Below are 22,839 nucleotides of genomic sequence, written 5' to 3' on the forward strand. Positions count from 1 at the left end.
CCACGTTGCCTGCCTCTCAGACCTGAGCCGAATGCGAGCTGGGCGCCTTCTCGGACGGCGGGGTCAGACCGCCGTCCCACTCTTCGTTGACGTTCGAGGTGTCGATCGGGTTCCGCCGCGAGCGCAGATACAGGGCGCCTGCGGCCGCCAGGAGCAGCGCGAACACCACGAGAACACCTGGCAGTCCACCGATGGCGTCGGCGATCACCCAGCACACCGCCCCGACCACAGCGGCGGAGGGAAGGGTGAACAGCCACGCGATCGCCATGCGTCCGGCGACGCCCCACCGGACCTCCGCCCCGGACTTGCCGATTCCCGTTCCGAGGATGGATCCGGTCGCCGTCTGCGTGGTCGACAGCGGCAAGCCGAAGTGACTGGAGGTGAGGATGATCGCGGCCGAGGAGGCTTCGGCGGCCATCCCCTGGGGCGACGTGATCTCGACGAGGCCTTTGCCGAGCGTCCGGATGATCCGCCAACCGCCGAGGTAGGTCCCCAGAGCGATCGCGAGGGCGCAGGAGAATTTCACCCAGAACGGCATCGCCGTGTCGGCCGTGATGGTGCCGTGCGCCACCAGCGCCAGAAAGATGATGCCCATCGTCTTCTGAGCATCGTTGGTGCCGTGCGCGAGTGAGACCAGGGACGCCGACCCGATCTGCCCCCAGCGGAATCCTTCCTCCTTGGCATTTTCCTCGACGCCGGCGGTGATGCGATAGATCAGCCAGGTGCCGATGGCAGCGACCAGAGCTGCGACGACGGGTGCGAGGACGGCGGGGATGACGATCTTGCTCATCACGCCCGACCACTCGACACCGCTCATCCCCAGGGCCGCGATGGTCGCGCCGATCAGCCCGCCGAAGAGGGCGTGCGACGAACTCGACGGAATGCCGAGCAGCCAGGTCACGAGATTCCACAAGATGCCACCGACGAGGCCCGCGAAGACGATGATCAGCAACGCCTGCCCGCCGGTGTCGGTGAGGTTGACGATTCCCTTGGCAACGGTCGCCGCCACCTCGACCGACAGGAACGCGCCGACCAGGTTGAGAATCGCGGACAGTGTCACCGCGACACGGGGTTTGAGCGCCCCGGTAGCGATCGAGGTGGCCATGGCGTTGGCGGTGTCGTGGAAGCCGTTGGTGAAATCGAAACCGAGGGCGGTGACGACGACGATGAGAAGAACGAGAAATTCTGCGTTCACTGTTCCAGTCTCGTCGGGGCGTACCCGGCACACCAGACTCCACCTGGGTGTTCATGGTGTGTTCAACTCCGGGTAATCAGAATGAGACCGGTACACGGGCGCACCCACGTCACGATCCGTTCAGCCGAGGCGATCCGATTTCCCTCGCTCTCGCGGCGGCGTCGGAGATGTGTGTGCAGCGCGACAGGGGTGATGCTGGTGTCGAGACAGACGACGAACGTCACGCAGATTCCGACGAGGAGGGCCGGAGGGATTGCTGAGCGAAAGTCACTACTCTGCACTGGTTTTCACTGAGCCCGGTAGAACCGGGCTATCGCCCGGGTGGCGCAGGTATGAGACGTTTTCTATCGCGCGGGCCCACTCCCCCTATCGTCGCTGCGTGACCCCGCCCGGCGCGGTACCGGGAGGGGAATTCGAGGTGCGGTGTTCACCGCACCGTCACCCCCGGCTGCTGTGGTGTCTTCCGGAGAACACGGAACAACCGAGGAGTGCGGGTGGCGCGGATAAGACTCGAAGGCGTGTCGAAACAGTTCGGCGCTGCGGAGGTCGTGCGAGATATCGACCTCGACATCGCCGACGGAGAGTTCATGGTTCTCCTGGGACCGAGCGGGTGCGGGAAGTCGACGCTGCTACGTCTGATCGCCGGCCTCGAGAGTCCGTCCGCGGGACGCATCCTTCTGGGCGAGAACGACATCACCGGAACACCGCCCCGCCGACGGGACGTTGCGATGGTCTTTCAGAGCTACGCCCTGTACCCGCACCTGACCGTCGCGAAGAACATCGGCTTCCCTCTCCGTGCCCGCCGGCGGTCGAAGGACGAGATCCGCGAACGAATCAGCACCGTGGCGTCGGCGCTCGGTCTGCACGATCACCTGGATCGGCGTCCCGCCCAGCTTTCCGGCGGACAACGTCAACGGGTGGCGCTGGCCCGGGCTATGGTCCGCGACCCAGGGGCCTTCCTCATGGACGAGCCGCTGTCGAATCTCGATGCCGCGTTGCGCAGCGCGACCCGCACCGAGCTCATCGACTTGCACCACCGCCTGGGGTCGACGTTCCTCTACGTCACCCACGACCAGGTCGAGGCGATGACGATGGCGACGCGCATCGCGCTGCTGAACAACGGCAGGGTCGAGCAGGTCGGTACACCGACCGAGCTGTACGACACTCCCCGATCGACGTTCGTCGCCGCCTTCCTCGGCGCGCCGCCGATGAACCTGTTCGACGCGACAATGATCTATCGGGCAGGGGAACTCCACCTCGTCACCGACGGCGTCGACGCACCCCTGGGGCTGTCCGCCGGCACGGCGACCGGACCGCAGAAGGTGACCGCGGGCATCCGGCCGGAACGCATTCGGCTGAACGGCACCGATGCCCAACTCCGCGGTGTCGTCACCGCATCGGAAAACCTGGGCAGCGAAGAGATCCTGCACGTCACAGTGGGCGGCACCGTCATCCGCGTCCGCTCTCCGCGCCCCGTTCCCGCCCGGATCGGCGACACCGCCGCACTCAGTGTCGACCCGGCCGACATTCAACTCTTCGATTCCGTGACCGGCCGCCGACTGGTCTGGCACGGTCCCCACGAGCACGAGGCATCGCCTCACAGTGCCTCGCTGTCGGTGGCATGAACAGCCTCGCTGTCGTGGCATGAGCACCGGCGCGTTCACGAGACCCTCCCACAACGAACAAACAGGAGAACCACAGTGAAGAAGACCCTGCCCGGGCTGGGCGTGCTGGTGACCAGCGCGTTGGTCCTGACCGCCTGCGGCGGACTCGGCACCACCACCACCGATTCCGCGGCGAGCAGCACCGATCCGGTGCCGGAACTCGCTCCGGACCAGAATGTGTCGATCGTGTTCGAAAGCTACAACTACGGTATGGCGGGCGCGTGGACCGACACCTTCAATGCCCTCATCGACGAGTTCACCGAGCAGAATCCGAACATCACCGTCACGGCGCAGAAGCCGCAGGGCAACAGTCCGAACCCGGCCACCGACACGATCTCGAGCATCCAGAGCCAGACCGTGGCCGGAACGCCCCCGGACGTCGCGCAGCTCGGGTTCAGTGACCTGGACTTCACGATCCACCAGCTGGGCGCCCACTCGCTCGACGACCTCGTCGGCAAAGACTCCGTGCAGAAGAACTTCGACGGTGCGAAATACCCGTATGCCCCCACCGCGCGCACCCTGGGTGACTGGGAGGGCTCCACCTACGGCGTGCCCTTCGTCTTCTCGACGCCCGTGTTCTATTACAACGCAACACTGTTCGAGCAGGCCGGTCTCGACCCGGCGGCACCACCGAAGACGTGGGACGAGGTCGCGGCCGCAGCGTCCACGATCACGACGAAGACCGGTAAGGGCGGCGTCTACCTCGACTGCCTGACCAAGACGGCGAAGGACTGGTGCTTCCAGAGTCTCGTCCGGTCCAACGGCGGACGTGTCATCGCGGAGGACCGGTCGTCGCTCACCTTCGCGGACGACCCGGCCGTTCAGGTCGCGGACATGGCTCAGAACCTGGTGCAGTCGGGATCGACACCCAAGCTCAGCCAGCAGCAGGGCTACGAGGCCTTCGCCCGCGGGGATGTCGGCATGATCCTCGAGACCAGCGCGATCCAGGGCACCTTCGTCAAGGGCGCCAAGGACAAGTGGGACCTGCGCGCCACCACGATGCCCACCTTCGCCGGCACGACCCCTGTTCCCACCAACTCCGGCGCCTCCCTCTTCACATTTGCATCCGACCCTGCCAAGCAGCGCGCGTCCTGGGAACTGATCAAGTTCCTCACCAGCGAGGAGGCCTACACCAAGATCGCGCAGGGAATCGGATACCTCCCCCTGCGCACCGGACTCGTCGACGATCCCGCCGGGCTGAAAGAGTGGTCGCAGAAGAACCCGCTGCTCGCACCGAACATCGCCCAACTCGGCTCGATGGAGCCGTGGATCTCGATGCCCGGCAACAACTACCTGCAGATCCGGGACGGCATGATGGACGCCGTCGAGGCGGTCGTGTACCAGGACGCCGACCCGAAATCCACCCTCGAAGCCGCCCAGAAGCAGGCCACCGCGCTTCTGCCCACCGAATGACTCCCGCACACGTCACGGTCATTCACCTGACGGACACCCACATCCGCGCCGCCGGCGACCTCGTCCACGACACGATCGACACCCTCGACAACCTCACCCGCGCACTCGACCGGATAGTCGGATCCCGGCAGCGGGTCGACGCGATCGTGCTGTCGGGCGATCTCAGCGACAACGGGGCACCGGAGGCCTACCGGCGATTGCGCACGGTTGTCGAGCCCGCGGCCGCCGAACTCGGTGCGCACATCATCTACGCGATGGGCAATCACGACGACCGCACTGCCTTCCACACCGAACTGCTCGGGCTCGACTCCGGCGGTCGTGATCTCGCGCCACACGACGCGGTCCACGACATCCACGGTCTCCGGGTGATCGTCCTCGACAGCACCACCCCCGGTCGACACGCGGGCTGGCTGACGAACGAGCAGCTGACCTGGCTGGACGAGGAACTGTCCCGGCCCAGTGAGCGCGGAACGCTCCTCGTACTCCACCACCCACCGATTCCGTCGCCGGTCGCTACGGTCGACTACCTTCGCCTCCAGGGTCCGGACCGGCTCGAGGCGGTTCTGGCCGGATCCGATGTGCGGATGATCCTCTGCGGGCATTCCCACCTGACGAGTTCAGGGGCGGTGGCGGGGATCCCGGTGTGGGTCGGTCCGGCGCTGTCCTACCGGGTGGATCCGATCGCGGCGGCGGGCAGCCACCGAGGTGTCGCCGGCCACGGTTTCAGCAGGATCGATGTCCTCGATACGACGGTGGTCGCCACCGCGATCGAGGCGACTCCCGCCGAGACGGTCTACGACATACCCGAGCAGGACATGCTCGCCCGGTTGCACGCACTCGCGCTGCAGGAGGGGTGAGGGAAACATCGTGTTCGTCGCCGTACCGGATCTTGCCGACGCGACAACGCCCGTCCGGGAACCGGTGACGGTGCCTGCCACCCGTACCCACCCTCTGCGGAGGGTGGTGCGGGTGGCAGAGCCGTACCTGTTCCTGGCACCGGCTGTCGCGCTGCTGATCGTGTGGACGTACCGCCCGCTCGCTCAGGCGGCCCAACTCTCGACCTACTCCTGGAACCTGCTTCCGACCACGCCCATGGTTCCCGTCGGCGCCGACAACTACCGCCGGTTGCTCGAGCTGCCCGCGGTCGGTGACTCCGTGTGGCGGACGGTCGTCCTCATCGTCGGTCTGCTGCCGTTCACGCTCGTGCTACCGGTGGTCGTCGGATTCGCCACACGCGGTGTGCACGGACGGGCCCGGGCGGTCTACCAAAGCCTGATCTTCGCGCCCTTTCTCGTCGCCCCCGTCGCGAGCGCGGCCGTGTGGCAGTGGCTCCTCGACCCGGGCGCCGGGATCGTGAACCGGGTGCTGGGCTCGGACACCAACTGGATCCACGAACCTGCCTCGGCGCCGTGGGTGATCGTCGCCGTCACCGGATGGCATTTCATGGGTTTCGCCGTGCTCGTGGTGTCCGCCGGAATGGCCGGCGTCAGCGGGGACTACGCCGAGGCCGCGCAGGTCGACGGTGCGACGCGGCGCCAGATCGACTGGTGGATCACGCTGCCGCTGCTGTCGCCCACGCTGGTGTTCCTCGGACTCATGACCGTGCTGCTGAGCGCCCAGTGGACGTTCCCACTCATCGACACCCTCACTCAGGGCGGACCGTCACAGGCGACGACGAACATCTACTACCTGTTGTGGGACTACGGGTTCCACAGCTTCGACGCGGGCCTGAGTGCCGCCGCGGGCATCATGCTGTTCGTCGGATTCGGTCTCGTTGCCGGTGTGCTCGTGTGGATCTCGGAAAGGATCTCGTTCCATGACGACTAGCGAGGCAGTCGTACCCGAACCGTTGTGGCGGCGGGCGCGGGGACATGCCGTCCTCTTCGCCATCACCTTCGTGTGCGCATTTCCCATCTACTGGTTGCTCGCAACGTCACTGCGGCGCCCCGACGACGTCGGCTCCCTCTCCCCCGTACCGTGGCCGTTGTCACTGGGCAACTATGTGGACGCGACCGAGAAGGTCGACGTGATCCGCCTGCTCGCCAACACGTTCGCAGTCGCGGCGGTCTCGGCGGCGGGTCAGCTCCTCGTCGCGCTGCTCGCCTCGTACGCGTTCGCGATGTATTCGTTCCGCTTCCAACGCCTGCTCTACCTCGCATTCGTCGGAACCTGGCTGGTGCCGTTCCAGGTCACGATGCTTCCCAACTACGTGCTGCTGTACCAGCTGGGACTCGTCAACAACCTCGCGGGAGTGATCGTGCCGACCCTGTGTTCCGCGCTGGGGGTCCTGATGCTCCGCCAGCACATGGCCGGCTTCCCGAAGGAACTGGTCGCGGCGGCAAAGCTGGACGGCCGATCCTCGTGGTCCATTCTCTGGACCGTCGTGGTACCGAATCTGCGTCCCGCGCTGGCGGCCTTGGCGATCCTGCTGTTCATCAATGCCTGGAACGAGTACTTCTGGCCCGCGGTGGTCCTGCAGCGCAGCAATTCCGTCGTTCAGCTGGGGCTGCGGAGTTTCATGGGAACCGAGGGCAACGACTGGGGGCCGATGATGGCCGTCGCCGGGCTGGCGTGCCTGCCGGTGTTCGCGCTCTATGTCGTCCTGCAGCGGCACATCGTCAACGCCTTCGTTCGATCCGGGCTGAAATAGGACTCGAAAGACTGCGGATACCCAGCCGGAGACACAGCCGAAATCACATAGCGACCAGGCCACGATCGCTGCGTTTCAATTCGTCGAAATCGTCGATGCAGTCGAGGAATGAGAACACGGCAGAGTTCGCCTCGGCCGTTCGCCATACCGCACACAGGTCGATCGTCGGGATCGGATCGAACAATTTCACCGCCACCGAATTCGCGCCCATCGCACCGAGTCCTCCCGAACTGGCGCGCGGCAGCGACGCGAATCCGACCAACGGCTTGACCGACACCATGTGCGCGGTCGCGCCCGGATCATCGGCGGTCTGAGCGACGTCGAGCGAGATCCGGCTGTCCGACGCCGCACCGAAGATCGAGTCGTACATGGCCGGACACTGATCGCGCGAGAAGATCACACACGCCTGATTCGCCAACTCGGCGAACGGGACCGCGGCGCGTCCAGCCCAGATATGCCCCTTGCCCACGACCGCGACGAGCGGAATCTTCCGCAGGACCAGCCGGTACCGGAAGTCCGCCGTCCTCGGATGCCCGTACACGAGAGCCACGTCGAGCGTGCCGTCCGCGAGGCCCGCAAGCTGCGGTCCGGTTCGCTTCTCCCACAACGAGACCACGACATCCGGATGCACGGCACTCATCTTGGCGAGCGCGGACGGCAGCACGTGCCGGCTCGCCGGCATGTTGTATCCGATGTTCAGGGTTCCCGAGCGCCCTTCCGCGGTGGCCTTTGCAATCTGCGCGGCCTTCTCCATCTGGAAGACGATCAACCGGGCCTGAGCCTCGAATTCCTGGCCTGCAGAGGTCAACTTGACCTCGTGCGAACTCCGCGCGACGAGTCGCACACCCAGAGACTTCTCGAGCTTCTGCAGTTGCGCACTGAGGGACGGCTGGGTGAGATGCAGCCGTGACGCCGCCCGTCCGAAATGTAGTTCCTCGGCGATGGTGATGAATGAGACTAGATGTCTGAACTCCATTGGTCACTCCTCGACGCCATGCGCCGCCTCGATGTCCGGTAGCTCGTGCTGCAAGGCTAGCGAGGAGGCGTAACCGCGGGTGAACTGCGAAAACACGGTGAGAGCCGCAAACGTGATGCATGCATGAACGAGGCCGGGCGCGTCATGAGGACAGATTCCCCGCATAGAGTGACGACCATGATCGACACCTGGGATGCCGACGCTCCCGGAATCCTCCGCCTGCCGTCCGGGCGCCTCGTCCGCGGCCGGGGGTTGCGACGACCACTCCCCGACGGCCCCCTGCCCGATTTCGCCGTGTACCTGCTGGGGCGCACACCGCCGCCGGTGCAGTGGGACTCACGGTGGGTCCGGTGGCCCGACTTCGCACTGCCCCGGGACCGCCGCGACACTGTGGATGCGCTGGGCGAGGTGTGGCGCCGCGCCGCGTCCGAGCGAGTGGAGGTGGCATGCGGGGGCGGCCGCGGCAGGACGGGCACCGCCCTCGCCTGCATCGCCGTGCTCGACGGGGTGCCTGCGAAGGATGCCGTCGCGTTCGTCCGGCAGCACTATCACCGTCACGCGGTCGAGACGCCGTGGCAGCGGCGGTATGTCGGACGGTTCACCACCGCATCCTGACACGACCCACCGGCACGACCGAGAACGCCGACGGCCCCGCACAGATTCGTGCGGGGCCGCCGGCGTGGTGACCGGGAGAAGACTACTTCTCGGCAGCCGCCTCTTCGCTCTGCTCGGCCGGAGCCGCAGCGCCGTCTTCCTCGACGGGGATCAGCGAGATCTTGCCGCGGTTGTCGATGTCGGCGATCTCGACACGCAACTTCGAGCCGACGCTCACGACGTCCTCGACCTTGGCGATGCGCTTGCCGCTGCCCAGCTTCGAGATGTGCACCAGCCCGTCGCGGCCGGGGAGGAGCGACACGAACGCACCGAAGGCGGTGGTCTTGACGACCGTACCCAGGAAGCGCTCGCCGACCTTCGGCAGCTGCGGGTTGGCGATGGCGTTGATCATGTCGATCGCGGCCTGCGCGGACGGGCCGTCCGTCGCACCGACGAACACGGTGCCGTCATCTTCGATGGAGATGTTGGCGCCGGTCTGCTCGGTGATGGAGTTGATCATCTTGCCCTTGGGGCCGATGACCTCACCGATCTTGTCGACGGGGACCTTGATGGCCGTGACGCGCGGGGCGAACGGGCTCATCTCGTCCGGGGTGTCGATGGCCTCGGCCATGACCTCGAGGATCGTGGCCCGCGCGTCCTTTGCCTGCGACAGCGCGCCGGCGAGGACCTTCGACGGGATGCCGTCGAGCTTCGTGTCGAGCTGCAGAGCCGTGACGAAGTCCTTCGTGCCCGCGACCTTGAAGTCCATGTCGCCGAACGCGTCCTCGGCACCGAGGATGTCGGTGAGCGCGACGTAACGGGTCTCACCGTCGACCTGGTCGGAGACGAGGCCCATGGCGATACCGGCGACCGGAGCCTTCAACGGCACACCGGCGTTGAGCAGTGCGAGCGTCGACGCACACACGGAGCCCATCGAGGTGGAGCCGTTGGAGCTGAGGGCCTCCGAGACCTGACGGATGGCGTACGGGAATTCCTCGACGCTGGGGAGCACGGGCATGAGAGCCCGCTCCGCCAGCGCGCCGTGACCGATCTCGCGGCGCTTCGGCGAACCGACGCGTCCCGTCTCACCGGTGGAGTACGGCGGGAAGTTGTAGTGGTGCATGTACCGCTTGGTCGTCTCGGGTCCGAGCGAATCGACCTGCTGCGCCATCTTCACCATGTCGAGGGTGGTGACACCCAGGATCTGGGTCTCGCCGCGCTCGAACAGAGCGGAGCCGTGGGCACGCGGAACGATGGCGACCTCGGCCGACAGCGAACGGATGTCCGTGATGCCGCGGCCGTCGATGCGGAACTGGTCGCGCAGGATGCGCTGACGGACCAGCTTCTTCGTCAGCGAGCGGAATGCCGCGCCGAGTTCCTTCTCGCGTCCCTCGAAGTTCGGGGCGACCTGCTCGAGGACCTCGACCTTGACCTCGTCGGTCTTGTCGTCGCGCTCCTGCTTGCCGGCGATGGTCAGCGCCGCGCTGAGCTTCTCCGCTGCGGCGGCCTCGACGGCGGCGAACACGTCGTCCTGGTACGCCGGGAAGACGGGGAAGTCACCGGTGGGCTTGGCCGCCTTGACCGCGAGCTGCTGCTGTGCGGTGCACAGGCGAGCGATGAACGGCTTGGCGGCTTCGAGGCCCTCGGCCACGATCGTCTCGGTGGGAGCCTGTGCGCCACCGTCGATCAGGGAGATCACGTTGTCGGTGGCCTCGGCCTCGACCATCATGATCGCGACGTCGGCGTCGTCACCGCTGCCGGAGACGATGCGACCGGCGACGACCATGTCGAAGACGGCGTTCTCGAGCTGCTCGACGGTGGGGAATGCGACCCACTGGCCGGCCTTGTTCTCGTCCGACGTGATGAGTGCGACACGCACGCCACCGACGGGGCCGGAGAACGGCAGTCCGGCGATCTGGGTGGAGGCCGACGCGGCGTTGATCGCGACCACGTCGTACAGGTCCTGCGGGTTCAGGCTCATCACCGTGACCACGACCTGGATCTCGTTGCGCAGGCCGTCGACGAACGACGGACGCAGCGGCCGGTCGATCAGGCGGCAGGTCAGGATCGCGTCCGTGGAGGGGCGGCCCTCACGACGGAAGAACGAGCCGGGGATGCGGCCCGCGGCGTACATGCGCTCCTCGACGTCCACCGTGAGGGGGAAGAAGTCGAAGTGCTCCTTGGGGTGCTTGCTGGCGCTCGTCGCGGACAGCAGCATCGTCTCGTCGTCCAGGTAGGCGACGACGGCGCCGGCGGCCTGCTGCGCGAGGCGACCGGTCTCGAAACGAATGGTGCGGGTTCCGAAGGACCCGTTGTCGATCACGGCGGTGGATTCGAACACGCCCTCATCGACTTCTACTGCGGAATTCTCTGTCATCTCTTCTTTTCACTTCCCTCTCGTCTTCGCCGTACCCGCGGGGGCGTTCTCACCCTCCTGGCGAGAACTGCGCACCTGAGGGACATCCCCCTCTCGAGTTCTCGGGATGTCACTGTGCGGAGGCGGCCGTCGATCGAAGTCCGCCGGACCGTGTCCGGAAGACCACTACCGAAGACCGACACCACATTCTCGGGTGCATACGGTAGTGCTGCCCTCGGCAGCTAACACCGATAGCCAGCGAGGCCCAGTCTAAGCAAGGCCCCGCCGGCTACCGGAGTGATTTGCGATCGAAATGATCGCGATGTTGCGAAACTCAGCGACGCAGGCCGAGACGCTCGATCAGCGAGCGGTAACGCTCGATGTCGACCTTCTGGACGTACTTGAGCAGACGACGACGGCGTCCGACCAGCAGCAGGAGGCCGCGGCGGGAGTGGTGGTCGTGCTTGTGCATCTTGAGGTGTTCGGTGAGATCGACGATGCGCTTGGTGAGCATGGCCACCTGCGCCTCCGGCGAACCGGTGTCGGTCTCGTGCAGGCCGTACTCGCTCAGAACCTGCTTCTTCTCTTCGGTGGTCAATGCCACTGGTTCACTCCTGGTGATGACGTTCGCGTGCAAGGATCGAAACTCGGCGCGGCCGCCGCGAACCGCAGCGCACGCCAGCGGTCTACTTTACCAGCTGAAATGCGGGTGCTTTACCGCACGTCCTCCGATGCGGCGAGGATCGCGCGCGCACGCTCGGCGTCCTTGCCCATCGCGACGATCAGGTCGTCGACGGAATCGAACTTCTCCATCCCGCGGAGGCGCTCGACGAGGTCGACGGCCACGTGCTGGCCGTACAGGTCGGCTTCCCGGTCGAGGACGAAGGCTTCCACGGTGCGCGTCCGCCCGGAGAACGTCGGGTTGGTACCCACCGACACCGCAGCCATGTACCGCTCACCGGAGGTGACGGTGCCCAGGTCGACTCCGTGCCCGAGCACGGTGAACCAGGCGGCGTACACACCGTCCGCGGGAATCGCGGCGTACATCGGCGGCGCGACGTTCGCGGTCGGGTACCCGAGCTGGCGTCCGCGACCGTCGCCGTGGACGACGACGCCCTCGACACGGTGCGGGCGGCCGAGCGCCTCCGTCGCGGCGGCCATGTCGCCGGCGTCCACGCAGGAGCGGATGTAGGTGGACGAGAACGTGACCGCATGCTCTGCGAGCAACGTCACACCGTCGACCGCGAAACCGAACCGGTCGCCGATCTGCCGCAGCAGGTCGACGTTGCCCGCGGCCTTCTTGCCGAACGTGAAGTTCTCACCGACGACGACGTCCGCCACGTGCAGGCGCTCCACGAGGATCTCGTGGGCGTACCGCTCCGGCGTCAGCTTCATGAATTCGGCGGTGAACGGCATGACGCAGAACACGTCGATGCCCAGCTCCTCCGCGAGCTCCGCCCTGCGGGCCAGCGTCGTGAGCTGGGCGGGATGACTGCCCGGACGAACCACTTCCATCGGATGAGGATCGAAAGTCATGAGCACGCTGGGTATTCCACGCGTGCGGGCAGCCGCCACCGCTCGACTGATCAATTGGGCGTGACCTCGGTGCACGCCATCGAATACGCCGATCGTGAGAACACAACGACCCCAATCGGCAGGAACCTCGTCGAGACCACGCCATCTCAGCACGAGTGGCAGCCTACGGTGCCGCGCGCCGATGTTCATCTTCGGACCGACTGTCCGGCGGTCCGGCGTGGCCGGGAAACGTCACGACCTCGCGGTTCGCGGTCGACGGTGACGTCCCCCGGGGACGGATCAGGTGTGTCGATGTGTCTCGCCGGTAAGACTTGCCTAAGCTCGTTGGCGTGGCCGTGAACAAGAATGACCAGAGCGTGACCGAGGACTCGACCTCCGAGACCGGGGCGCTCTCGGCAGTGGCGCAGGACTACCTGAAGGTCATCTGGACCGTTCAGGAGTGGTCGCAGGAGCGGGTCTCCACGAAACTGCTCTCCGAGAAGATCGGGGTGTCCGCGTCCACCGTGTCGGAGGCCATCCGGAAACTGTCCGATCAGGGCCTCGTCGACCACGCCCGCTACGGGTCGATCGCCCTGACCGAGGCGGGGCGCGTGGCGGCCGTCGGAATGGTCCGCAGGCACCGCCTCATCGAGACGTACCTGGTGCACGAACTCGGCTACGGCTGGGACGAGGTGCACGACGAGGCGGAGGTGCTCGAGCACGCCGTCTCGGATCTGATGATCTCCCGGATGGACGCCAAGCTCGGCCATCCCGAACGCGATCCGCACGGCGATCCGATTCCCGCGGTCGACGGGTCGGTGCCCACTCCCCCGGCGCGTCAGCTCAGCGACTTCGTCAACGGCGAGAGCGGCCGCATCGCCCGCATCTCGGACTCCGACCCGGCCATGCTGCGGTACTTCGATTCGGTGGGTGTGGCACTGGACGTGACGGTGACGGTGCTGGAGCGACGCGACTACGCCGGCACCGTGTCGGTCCGGATCGGCGTCCAGGAGGACACCGTCGAGCTCGGAAACCCCGCAGCCCAGGCCATCTGGCTGGTGTGAGCCGCTACCTCAGGGTCGCGGGACGGACCACCATCACCGAACTCGCCCGCTTTCCCCGCTCCTGGAGCAGCGCGATCGTGTGCCCACTCGGATCGATCGCGGCGTAGACGCCCTTGATTCCGATCGGCTCGAGCCAGCGGCCCTGACTGATCGCTTCGGCCTCGTCCGCGTCGATCTGCCGGTGCGGGAACGCGGTCTGCGCGGCGGCGTCGATGTCGAAACTGACGCCCGGCTCCTCGGCCAGCTGTTCCAGAGTGCGCGCGTGCTCGAGAGTGAACGGTCCCACCCGGGTCCGTCGCAGCGACGTGAGATGCCCGCCGACACCGATCAACGCGATCCCCAGATCACGGGCGAGCGCCCGCACATAGGTTCCGGACGAACATTCCACCTCGACGTCGAGGTCGACGAACGTGCCCTCGGTGCGCCTCGCGATCACCTCGAACCGGGACACCGTGACCGACCGGGGCGCGAGTTCGAACTCCTCACCCGCGCGGATCAGCGCGTGCGCCCGCCGGCCGTCCACCTTGATGGCGCTGACGCTCGACGGGACCTGCTGGATGTCCCCGGTGAGGGTGCGCACCTGCGCCGCGATCTCCTCGTCCCTCACGCCGGACGCATCGGCCGACGCGACGACGTCACCCTCGGCGTCGTCGGTGGTGGTGGCCTGCCCCAACCGAATCGTGGCCGTGTACGCCTTGGTCGTCAGCGCGAGGAGCCCCAGCAGCTTCGTCGCCCGCTCCACACCGAGCACCAGCACCCCGGTGGCCATCGGGTCCAGAGTGCCCGCGTGGCCGACCTTCCGGGTGCCGAGTAGCTTGCGACACCGGGCCACCACGTCGTGGCTGGTGACGCCCGCGTCCTTGTCGACGATGAGCAGTCCGGCGCCGACGAGACCGGAAGAGGGCTTTTCACGTGCAGACACGAGGCCCGATTCTGCCAGCCGCCGTCACGGCATCGAAATCAGTGCACCGCACAGTCCCAAAATCAGTGCACCGCAATGGCGGTGATGATGAGTCCGTCGGACACCATCCACCGTCCGTCGAACGACGCCAGCGGTGGTCCGTCGATGGTCTCCCCGGAGATGAGGAGATCCGAATGGAACGTGCCGGTGCCGTCGCCGGACGCCTCGAACGTGATGTGCGCGTCCTCGAACCCGAGCCACCGGGCGGTGAGCGGGAACCACGCCTTGTACGTGGCTTCCTTGGCGCAGAACAGCAGCCTGTCCCGGTGCACCGGACCGCCGGTCGCCGAGCGCCACTGCCCGGAGTCCGCCGCACCCGACAGCCAGTCGCGTTCGGCGGGCAGGCTCACCGCGTCCAGCACCCCGTCGGGCAGCGCGGCGTGCGGTTCGGCGTCGATGCCGACGGACCGCACCTGCATCGCGTAGCCGAGCGCCGCGCCGCGGTAACCGTCGCAGTGGGTGAGGCTTCCGACCACGCCGCGCGGCCACACCGGGGAACCCTTGTCGCCCCGCAGAACAGGGGCCTGGTCCACACCCAGCTTCGTCATCGCGAGGCGGGCGCAGTGGCGTGCGGTGGTGAATTCGCGTCGCCGCTTCTCCACCGCCCGCCCGATCAGCGCCTCCTCCTGCGGGTGCGGACGCAGCCCCGCCGGGTCCTCGAACAGTTCGGAGGACACCACGCCGGCCGGCAGAATTCTCTCGATCACAGGGCCCCCCTCGCCCGCATCTTCTCCACTTCGGCTTCCTGTTCGGGAGTGACCTTGAAGTGGCCGCCCCACTTGTTCAGCGTGCCCGGCGGATACTCCGGCACCGGGAGGATCTGCCGCAGCAGGTTGTCCGGGAGTCCCCGCCGCTGCCACTCCCGCGGGTAGCCCAGCGATACCTCCTCGAACCGCACCCCGTCGTAGTAGGTGGTGCGCGGAATGTGCAGATGCCCGTACACGGCGCAGACGGCGTTGTACCGGGTGTGCCAGTCCGCGGTCAGTTCGGTGCCGCACCACAGCGAGAACTCCGGGTACCACAGCACCTGCGTGGGCTGACGCACCAGCGGGAAGTGGTTGATCAGAACGGTGCGGGTGCCGGCGGGGAGGGCGTCCAGCCGGGCCTTCGTCGTCTCGACGCGGTTGCGGCACCAGGCGTCCCGGGTTCCGTACGGTTCGCTCGACAGCAGGAACTCGTCCGTGGCCACCACGTTCTTCTCCCGCGCGATCGCGAGGCCTTCCTCCTTGGTGGTGGCGCCGTCGGGCAGGAACGTGTAGTCGTACAGCAGGAACATCGGGACCAGCGTGACCGGGCCGTCCTCCCCCTCCCACACCGGGAACGGGTCCTCGGGGGTGATGACCCCGATCTCGCGGCACATGGTGACGAGGTAGTCGTAGCGGGCGGCGCCGTGGATCTGCACCGGGTCCTTCGCCGTCGTCCACAGTTCGTGGTTGCCGGGAACCCAGATGACCTGCGCGAAACGACTCCGCAGAAGTTTCAGCGCCCACCGGATGTCGTCGGTTTTCTCCGACACGTCCCCGGCGACGATCAGCCAGTCCTCGGGCGAGTCCGGGTAGATGTCCTCGGTGATCGGGCGGTTTCCCCGGTGCCCCACATGGGTGTCGCTCACCGCCATCAGTTTGGGTGCCACGTCAACCACCTTTCCGATCGTGCTCCGCCGCCGGATCGCTGTCCGATCCGTGCCGTGCCTGCAGGTCGGCCCCGACCACTGCCCAGCGGCCCGATCCGACCCGCCACACGACCGCAAGCATCCGAAGAATTAAGAACACCGTGAGTCCCGTCCAGATTCCCGCCAGGCCCCAGTCGTTCAGCATCGACAGCCAGATCAGTGGCAGGAACCCGGCCAGCGCGCAGGCCAGCGTGGCGTTCCGGAGGAAGGCGACGTCCCCGGCCCCGAGCAGCACTCCGTCGAGCGCGAACACGACGCCGGCCACCGGCATGATCGCGACGAAGAACCACCACGCCACCGCCATCTCGTCGAGCACGGCCCGGTCGGAGGTGAACAGTTCGGGGATCACGCCGTGACCGAGGGCGAAGATCAGGGCGAGTCCGGCCGCGAAGATCGTGGACCACCGGGTGATGCGCCACGACAGTCGCGTGGCGCCTGCAGCGTGCCCGGCACCGAGTGCGGCACCGACGAGCGCCTGCGCGGCGATCGCCAGGGAGTCGAGGGTGAGGGCCACGAGGTTCCACAGCTGCAGTACCACCTGGTGGGCGGCGACCGCGGCGGCGCCGAACCGGGACGCGACGGCGGCGGCCGAGAGGAAGCACGCCTGGAACGCCAGACTCCGCAGGATCAGGTCGCGGCCGAGAACCATCTGGGCGCGCATGACGTGCCACCGCGGGCGCAACGGCACCCGCTCCACCACCAGCGCCCCGACGAACAGACTCGCGGACACGGCCTGCCCGGTCACGTTCGCGACCGCCGAACCCTCGAGTTCCAGCCGCGGCGCGCCCCACAATCCGTACACCAGCACCGGGCAGGCCACAGCCGACACGACCAGACCGGCGATCACGAAACGCAGGGGCCGCACCGTGTTCTGCACACCCCGCATCCAGCCGTTGCCCGCCATCGCGATGAGGATCAGCGGGGCGCCGAACACCGCGATCCGCAACCAGCTCCCGGCGGCCGCCGCGATGTCGGAGCCACCCGCTATCGCCGACGTGACCGGGCGTCCGAACAGCTGGACCAGCGCGATCACCAGCGCGCCGATGCCCAGTGCCAGCCAGGTGGCCTGGACACCCTCCCGGACCGCGCCGCGCTCGTCGCCGGCCCCGTGCATGCGGGACGCGCGCGCCGTCGTGCCATAGGACAGGAACGTCAGCTGGGTGCTGACCTGGGCGAGAATGAGGCCACCGACGGCAAGACCCGCGAGCGCCAGCGCACCCAGACGGCCGACGACAGCGATGTCGAAGAGCAGATAGATCGGTTCGGCCGCGAGCACACCGAGCGCCGGCAACGCCAGCCCGAACACCGTCCGGGCGGTCGCGTCGCCCGTGACTTCCGAAACCTCAGCCAACGATTTCGGACCTCAGCCGAGCGATTCGACGAGCGAGTTCACGATCTCGTCCGCAGAGTTCACGGCCGTGTAGCCGGCGGCGAACCGGTGACCGCCGCCGCCGAGGTACCCGGCGACGACCGAGACGTCCACGTCGGATTTCGACCGCAGCGACACCGACCACGTGCCGTCCACCGCCTCCTTGAGGACGGCCGCGACCTCCGCCTCGGACGTCGTCCGGACGATGTCGATGACGCTCTCGATCTCTTCCGAGCGCAGATCCCCGACGTAGGCCTGCCGGATGACGGCGTAGACGAGTCCCCGCCCGCCCGCCGCCTCGGGGACGAGCGTCGCCGATCCGAGCACCGACGACAGCATCGGCAGCCAGCCGAACGGGTGGGTGTCGAGCAGGCGACGGGCGATGCGGGCCCCGTCGATGCCGGTGGCGAGGAGCCGCTCCGCAAGAGTGTGGGTGCCGGGCTGCACCCAGCGGAACGAACCGGTGTCGGTCACGAGACCCGCGTACAGGCAGTGCGCGAGGTCTGCGTCGATGTCCACACCCCACACGTCGAACATCTGCGCCACGACAGCGGTCGTCGACTCCGCCGACTCGTCGATCAGGTTCATGCGACCGAACCGGGTGTTGGACCGGTGGTGATCGATGACGAGGGTCTCCCCCGCGTTCGCGAGCCGGCCGGCGAGCTTCCCGAGACGTCCGGCGCTCCCGCAGTCGACGGTCACGAGCAGATCGACGTTGCGGCGCACCTGGTCCGCGGGCACCAGCAGGTGGGTGCCCGGCAGTTCCCGCATCGACTCCGGCAGTTCATCGGGCGCGCCGAACGCGACCTGCACCGGAATCCCTTTGCGCTCGAGCACCAATGCCAGGGCGAGTCCACTGCCGATCGTGTCGGCATCGGGTTGGACGTGACACAGAATCGTCACCGACGTCGCGTTCTCGAGAACGGCGACCGCTTGCGGCAGAAACACCTCGTGACGATCGAGATCAGACAGGGACGTCTCCTGAGTGTGGGTCATGTCGGTTCGTGTCAGTCCGCCTGGCGGGAACGGGACGGCTCGTCGACTTCGGCGTCGTCCGCGTCCTCGACTCGGGGTTCCTTGTACGGGTCGGGATCGCCGGCCGGGGACGCACCGGCCGCGACCCGCGCGACCTCGTCGTCGGCGGCGCGGGCGCGGGCGAGGAGTTCCTCCATGTGCCGCGCCGTGTCGGGGACCGTGTCCGCGACGAACGTCAGCGTCGGCGTGAACCGGACTCCGGTGCCTGCGCCCACCTTCGAGCGCAGAACACCCTTCGCCTTCTCCAGTCCCGCAGCCGCGGACACGAGGTCCGGTTCGGACTCGAGGTCGGCGCCCATCACGGTGTAGTAGACAGTGGCGTCGTGAAGGTCGGCCGTCACCTTGGTATCGGTGATCGTGACGAACGCCAGGCGAGGGTCCTTGATTTCGTGGTCGATCGCCGTCGCGACGATCGTGCCGATGCGCTTGGCGAGTTTGCGTGCCCGGGCGGGATCCACCATGACAATCAGACTCCTCTCCCTGGCCGCTGGATAAGTTGTGAAGTTGCGGTGTAGCTGTAGTTCATTCTGCACGCCGGGCCGCGCATGCGGCGGGGCGGGCAAGGCGCTCCGAATCAGTCCTCGGGGCCGAAAATCCTCCGCCGGACCGCAAGGAGCTGCAGTTCCGGCAGCCCGGCGACGTGCCGTTCGCACGTGTCGAGCACCTCGTGTACGTGATCGACCGCCGAACTCGCCATCGTGACGCCGAGCATCGACCGGCGGTACCGATCCTGTTCCCCGGTCTCCGCCGCCGAGACGCCGTAACGTCGCAGCTCCGCCAGAACCGGTTTGACCATTGCACGCTTCTCTTTCAGAGATCGCACGTCACCGAGCAAGATGTCGAGCTCGAGCGCACCGACGTACAAACTTTCCTCCTTCGGGGAGACGTGCGCTCCCCCGGCCGATCGACTCGGCCGGAGAAGCGCACGCCGGATGACGCTGCTGCGTCACCCCAAACGGATGGCGACTAGTCGCGCGGCTTTTCCCGAAGCTCGTAGGCCTCGATGACGTCACCGACCTTGATGTCGGAGTAGGTGAGCGTCAAACCGCACTCGTAACCCTCGCGTACCTCGACAGCGTCCTCCTTCTCCCGCTTCAGCGAGGAGATGGTGACGGTCTCGGCGACAACCGTGTTGTCACGCAGCAGCCGGGCCTTCGCATTGCGACGGATGGTACCCGAGGTGACGAGGCAACCGGCAATGTTGCCGACCTTGGACGAACGGAACATCGCGCGGATCTCCGCCTTGCCCAGCTCGACCTCTTCGTAGATCGGCTTGAGCATGCCCTTGAGAGCCTTCTCGACCTCGTCGATGGCCTGGTAGATCACCGAGTAGTACCGGATGTCGACGCCCTCGCGGTTCGCCAACTCGGTCGCCTTGCCCTCGGCGCGCACGTTGAACCCGATGATGATCGCGTTCGACGCAGCGGCCAGGTTGACGTTGGTCTCGGTGACGCCACCGACACCGCGGTCGATGACCCGCAACTGCACCTCGTCGTCGATCTCGATGCCGTGCAGCGCCTCTTCCAAGGCCTCCACGGTTCCCGAGTTGTCGCCCTTGAGGATGAGGTTGAGCTGCGACGTCTCCTTGAGAGCCGAATCCAGGTCCTCGAGGCTGATGCGCTTGCGACTCTTCGCGGCCAGAGCGTTGCGCTTCCGCGCATTGCGCCGGTCGGCGATCTGACGGGCGATGCGGTCCTCGTCGACCACGAGCAGGTTGTCGCCTGCACCGGGGACCGACGTGAAGCCGACCACCTGGACGGGACGCGAGGGCAGGGCCTCGAGCACGTCGTCGCCGTGCTCGTCGACCATGCGGCGCACACGTCCGTATGCGTCGCCGGCCACGATCGAGTCGCCGACCCGCAGCGTTCCGCGCTGGATGAGCACGGTCGCGACGGGGCCGCGTCCACGGTCGAGGTGCGCCTCGATGGCGACACCCTGAGCGTCCATGTCCGGGTTGGCCCGCAGGTCCAGGGCGGCGTCCGCCGTCAACAGCACTGCTTCGAGCAGCGCGTCGATGTTGGTGCCCTGCTTCGCCGAGATGTCGACGAACATGGTGTCTCCGCCGTATTCCTCGGTGACCAGTCCGTACTCGGTGAGCTGCTGCCGGATCTTGTCCGGGTTCGCGCCTTCCTTGTCGATCTTGTTCACCGCGACCACGATCGGCACGTCGGCCGCCTGGGCGTGGTTGATCGCTTCCACCGTCTGCGGCATGACGCCGTCGTCGGCGGCGACGACCAGGATCGCGAGGTCGGTGGCCTTGGCACCACGGGCACGCATGGCCGTGAAGGCCTCGTGACCGGGGGTGTCGATGAACGTCACGAGACGCTCGTTGCCGTCGAGCTCGGTCAGCACCTGGTAGGCACCGATGTGCTGCGTGATGCCGCCGGCCTCGCCCTCACGGACGTTGGCCTTGCGGATCGTGTCGAGCAGTCGGGTCTTACCGTGGTCGACGTGGCCCATGACGGTGACCACCGGCGGCCGGGACTCGAGGTCCTCTTCGCCGCCCTCGTCCTCGCCGTAGGTGAGGTCGAAGCTGTCGAGCAGCTCGCGGTCCTCGTCCTCCGGGCTGACGACCTGGACGACGTAGTTCATCTCGCCGCCGAGCAGTTCCAGCGTCTCGTCGTTGACCGACTGGGTCGCCGTCACCATCTCGCCGAGGTTGAACAGTGCCTGCACCAACGCTGCGGGGTTCGCGTCGATCTTCTCCGCGAAGTCCGACAGGGAAGCACCGCGGGCGAGGCGAATGGTCTCGCCGTTGCCACGGGGCAACCGCACGCCGCCGACGGCGGGCGCCTGCATGGAATCGTATTCCTGGCGCTTCTGACGCTTCGACTTGCGACCACGACGCGGGGCGCCACCGGGACGACCGAAGGCACCTGCTGCCGCACCGCGCTGACCGGGGCGTCCACCGCCACCGGGACGACCGCGGAAACCACCTGCGGGTGCTCCGCCACCGGGCGCGCCTGCGCCGGCACCGGGGGCTCCGCCGCCGCGGTATCCACCGCCGCCGCCACCGGGACGACCGCCGGGGGCTCCGCCGGGACGGCCGGGACGACCGCCGGGAGCGGGACGTGCCGAACGAGCGGGCATCGCGCCCGGGTTGGGGCGAGGAGGCATCGAGCCGGGGCTGGGACGAGGTCCACCCTGACCCGGTGCCGGACGGGGACCGCCCTGGCCGGGAGCCGGACGGGGTCCACCCTGACCGGGAGCCGGACGAGGTCCGCCCTGACCCGGTGCCGGACGAGGTCCACCCTGGCCGGGAGCCGGACGGGGTGCACCCGGACGCGGCGCGCCGGGAGCGGGACGGGGTGCCGGACGCTCGGCCGGAGCCGAGGAGTACGGGTTGTTACCGACGCGCGGGGGCTTCGGGCCGGGACGGGGTCCGCCGGGCTTGGCGCCCGTGGACGGAGCCGCGGGAGCACTGGCCGCCGCCGGGGCGGCCGGGGCTGCGGGTGCGGCCGGAGCCGGGGCAGCCGGGGTGGGGCGACCGGGCTTGGGAGCATTGCTCGCCGGTGCGGCCGGGGTGACTGCGCTCGCTGCGGGTGCGGCCGGTGCCGGGGCCTGAGCCTCGGGAGTGGGCGCGGGTGCTGCTGCAGCGGGTGCGGCCGGAGCCGGGGCTGCCGGCTTGGGGCCGGGACGGGGTCCGCCCGGCTTGGCCGAGGTCACGGGGGCGCTCGGCGCGGGCGCGCCGGGCTTGGCAGCCGGACGGGCTGCGGAATCGGCCGACTTCGCCGACGGGAAGGACTCCCGCAGACGCCTGGCGACGGGCGCCTCCACTGTGGAGGACGCCGACTTCACGAACTCGCCCTGCTCCTTGAGCGTTGCGAGTAGTTCTTTACTTGTGACACCGAGTTCTTTAGCCAACTCGTGCACGCGGGCCTTGCCTGCCACTGCTCTCCTCACTGATGAGGTCGAGCAGGAGGCTCCCCTGAGAGGGGCCCGCACGACCTCGGGTTATCTCCGATGGACGATCATCGCTGGTGCTTCACGGTGTGCTCATGAGTGCTTGTGCCTGTTCTGTTCGAGAGGTACTGCTCTGGGTGGGTGCCCTGCGCGTACCCAGTGGTCGACTTCTGACGTGTCGACACTTCCGGACACTCGCAGCGCTCTGCCGAATGCTCGGCGTCGTTCCGCGAGACTCAGGCAAACCTCGACGGGGTGCAGCCACGCACCTCGACCGGGAAGCCTGCGCCTCGGGTCCGGGGCGAGAACATGACCTTGCGGCCCGCTCTCACTAACCACAACCCTGAGCAGATCGACAGCCAGCGCGCGCTCCCTACATCCTATGCATGTTCGGACCGGTGAACCGGTAGGAACGCGCGCGGAATCGGGATGCTCATGCTGAACCATTGACCACTCTACCGCCGACTTGCCC

The 22,839-nt window shown here is 67.5% G+C and carries 21 protein-coding genes; 7 read left to right on the forward strand and 14 right to left on the reverse strand.

The window, feature by feature from the left end; translation table 11 throughout:
- Positions 1-16: 16 nt before the first annotated feature.
- Complete coding sequence (locus BLV94_RS11100) at positions 17-1,195, reverse strand: inorganic phosphate transporter (protein ID WP_072937890.1); 1,179 nt, start codon at positions 1,193-1,195, stop codon at positions 17-19.
- A 518-nt stretch (positions 1,196-1,713) separates the two neighbouring features.
- On the opposite strand from BLV94_RS11100, the gene BLV94_RS11105 reads away from it, so the two are divergent.
- From BLV94_RS11105 to BLV94_RS11125, 5 genes are all read left to right on the forward strand, one after another.
- Positions 1,714-2,820 carry an ABC transporter ATP-binding protein gene (locus tag BLV94_RS11105; protein ID WP_083395551.1) on the forward strand — a complete coding sequence of 369 codons (1,107 nt, stop codon included), beginning with the start codon at positions 1,714-1,716 and terminating at the stop codon, positions 2,818-2,820.
- A 75-nt stretch (positions 2,821-2,895) separates the two neighbouring features.
- The gene (locus BLV94_RS11110) at positions 2,896-4,272 is read left to right on the forward strand and encodes an ABC transporter substrate-binding protein (protein ID WP_072937889.1); all 1,377 of its coding nucleotides are present in this window, start codon (positions 2,896-2,898) and stop codon (positions 4,270-4,272) included.
- Positions 4,269-5,129, forward strand: a complete 861-nt coding sequence (locus tag BLV94_RS11115) for a metallophosphoesterase (protein WP_072937888.1) — start codon at positions 4,269-4,271, stop codon at positions 5,127-5,129. Before BLV94_RS11110 ends, BLV94_RS11115 begins: the two co-directional genes overlap by 4 nt.
- A gap of 10 nt (positions 5,130-5,139) precedes the next feature.
- Positions 5,140-6,099: a carbohydrate ABC transporter permease gene (locus BLV94_RS11120; protein WP_174705458.1), complete on the forward strand. Its 960-nt coding sequence runs from the start codon at positions 5,140-5,142 to the stop codon at positions 6,097-6,099.
- Complete coding sequence (locus BLV94_RS11125) at positions 6,089-6,922, forward strand: carbohydrate ABC transporter permease (RefSeq protein WP_072937887.1); 834 nt, start codon at positions 6,089-6,091, stop codon at positions 6,920-6,922. The genes BLV94_RS11120 and BLV94_RS11125 overlap by 11 nt, the downstream gene beginning before the upstream one ends.
- A gap of 43 nt (positions 6,923-6,965) precedes the next feature.
- On the opposite strand, the gene BLV94_RS11130 is transcribed toward BLV94_RS11125, so the two are convergent.
- Positions 6,966-7,898 (reverse strand): LysR family transcriptional regulator, encoded by a 933-nt coding sequence (locus BLV94_RS11130; RefSeq protein ID WP_072937886.1) that lies wholly within the window; start codon positions 7,896-7,898, stop codon positions 6,966-6,968.
- Between the two features lie 177 nt (positions 7,899-8,075).
- On the opposite strand from BLV94_RS11130, the gene BLV94_RS11135 reads away from it, so the two are divergent.
- Positions 8,076-8,513 carry a protein-tyrosine phosphatase family protein gene (locus BLV94_RS11135; protein WP_072937992.1) on the forward strand — a complete coding sequence of 146 codons (438 nt, stop codon included), beginning with the start codon at positions 8,076-8,078 and terminating at the stop codon, positions 8,511-8,513.
- Positions 8,514-8,595: 82 nt separating this feature from the next.
- On the opposite strand, the gene BLV94_RS11140 is transcribed toward BLV94_RS11135, so the two are convergent.
- The 3 genes from BLV94_RS11140 to BLV94_RS11150 form a co-directional block, all read right to left on the reverse strand.
- Positions 8,596-10,869: a polyribonucleotide nucleotidyltransferase gene (locus tag BLV94_RS11140; RefSeq protein ID WP_015890378.1), complete on the reverse strand. Its 2,274-nt coding sequence runs from the start codon at positions 10,867-10,869 to the stop codon at positions 8,596-8,598.
- A gap of 313 nt (positions 10,870-11,182) precedes the next feature.
- Positions 11,183-11,452 (reverse strand): 30S ribosomal protein S15, encoded by a 270-nt coding sequence (gene rpsO, locus BLV94_RS11145; protein ID WP_005240682.1) that lies wholly within the window; start codon positions 11,450-11,452, stop codon positions 11,183-11,185.
- 110 nt (positions 11,453-11,562) lie between these two features.
- Entirely contained in the window at positions 11,563-12,537 is a 975-nt protein-coding gene (locus tag BLV94_RS11150; RefSeq protein WP_025432373.1) for a bifunctional riboflavin kinase/FAD synthetase, read from the reverse strand.
- Positions 12,538-12,713: 176 nt separating this feature from the next.
- Between BLV94_RS11150 and BLV94_RS11155 the strand changes: the two genes are divergently transcribed.
- Positions 12,714-13,427: a metal-dependent transcriptional regulator gene (locus BLV94_RS11155; RefSeq protein WP_143051390.1), complete on the forward strand. Its 714-nt coding sequence runs from the start codon at positions 12,714-12,716 to the stop codon at positions 13,425-13,427.
- A 4-nt stretch (positions 13,428-13,431) separates the two neighbouring features.
- Here BLV94_RS11155 and truB read toward each other — a convergent pair whose 3' ends face one another.
- The 9 genes from truB to BLV94_RS11200 all read right to left on the reverse strand — a co-directional run bounded on the left by truB (position 13,432) and on the right by BLV94_RS11200 (position 22,814).
- On the reverse strand, positions 13,432-14,349 hold the full coding sequence (truB, locus tag BLV94_RS11160) for a tRNA pseudouridine(55) synthase TruB (protein ID WP_072937884.1): 918 nt from the start codon (positions 14,347-14,349) through the stop codon (positions 13,432-13,434).
- A 62-nt stretch (positions 14,350-14,411) separates the two neighbouring features.
- Positions 14,412-15,095, reverse strand: a complete 684-nt coding sequence (npt, locus tag BLV94_RS11165) for a 4'-phosphopantetheinyl transferase Npt (protein ID WP_072937883.1) — start codon at positions 15,093-15,095, stop codon at positions 14,412-14,414.
- Positions 15,092-16,021, reverse strand: a complete 930-nt coding sequence (locus BLV94_RS11170; RefSeq protein WP_072937882.1) for a metallophosphoesterase family protein — start codon at positions 16,019-16,021, stop codon at positions 15,092-15,094. The genes npt and BLV94_RS11170 overlap by 4 nt, the downstream gene beginning before the upstream one ends.
- A gap of 1 nt (position 16,022) precedes the next feature.
- Positions 16,023-17,411, reverse strand: coding sequence for an MATE family efflux transporter (locus tag BLV94_RS11175; RefSeq protein WP_072937881.1), 1,389 nt, complete (start codon positions 17,409-17,411; stop codon positions 16,023-16,025).
- A 12-nt stretch (positions 17,412-17,423) separates the two neighbouring features.
- Positions 17,424-18,425, reverse strand: a complete 1,002-nt coding sequence (locus tag BLV94_RS11180) for a DHH family phosphoesterase (RefSeq protein ID WP_072937880.1) — start codon at positions 18,423-18,425, stop codon at positions 17,424-17,426.
- Positions 18,426-18,436: 11 nt separating this feature from the next.
- On the reverse strand, positions 18,437-18,925 hold the full coding sequence (rbfA, locus tag BLV94_RS11185) for a 30S ribosome-binding factor RbfA (protein ID WP_015890370.1): 489 nt from the start codon (positions 18,923-18,925) through the stop codon (positions 18,437-18,439).
- A 113-nt stretch (positions 18,926-19,038) separates the two neighbouring features.
- Positions 19,039-19,329: a DUF503 domain-containing protein gene (locus BLV94_RS11190; protein WP_072937879.1), complete on the reverse strand. Its 291-nt coding sequence runs from the start codon at positions 19,327-19,329 to the stop codon at positions 19,039-19,041.
- Positions 19,330-19,430: 101 nt separating this feature from the next.
- A complete protein-coding gene (infB, locus tag BLV94_RS11195) occupies positions 19,431-22,355 on the reverse strand; it encodes a translation initiation factor IF-2 (protein ID WP_072937878.1) in 2,925 nt (974 codons plus the stop codon).
- Between the two features lie 105 nt (positions 22,356-22,460).
- Entirely contained in the window at positions 22,461-22,814 is a 354-nt protein-coding gene (locus BLV94_RS11200; RefSeq protein WP_072937877.1) for a YlxR family protein, read from the reverse strand.
- Positions 22,815-22,839 lie beyond the last annotated feature (25 nt).

The sequence above is a fragment of the Rhodococcus koreensis genome (assembly GCF_900105905.1).
Lineage (GTDB): Bacteria > Actinomycetota > Actinomycetes > Mycobacteriales > Mycobacteriaceae > Rhodococcus_F > Rhodococcus_F koreensis.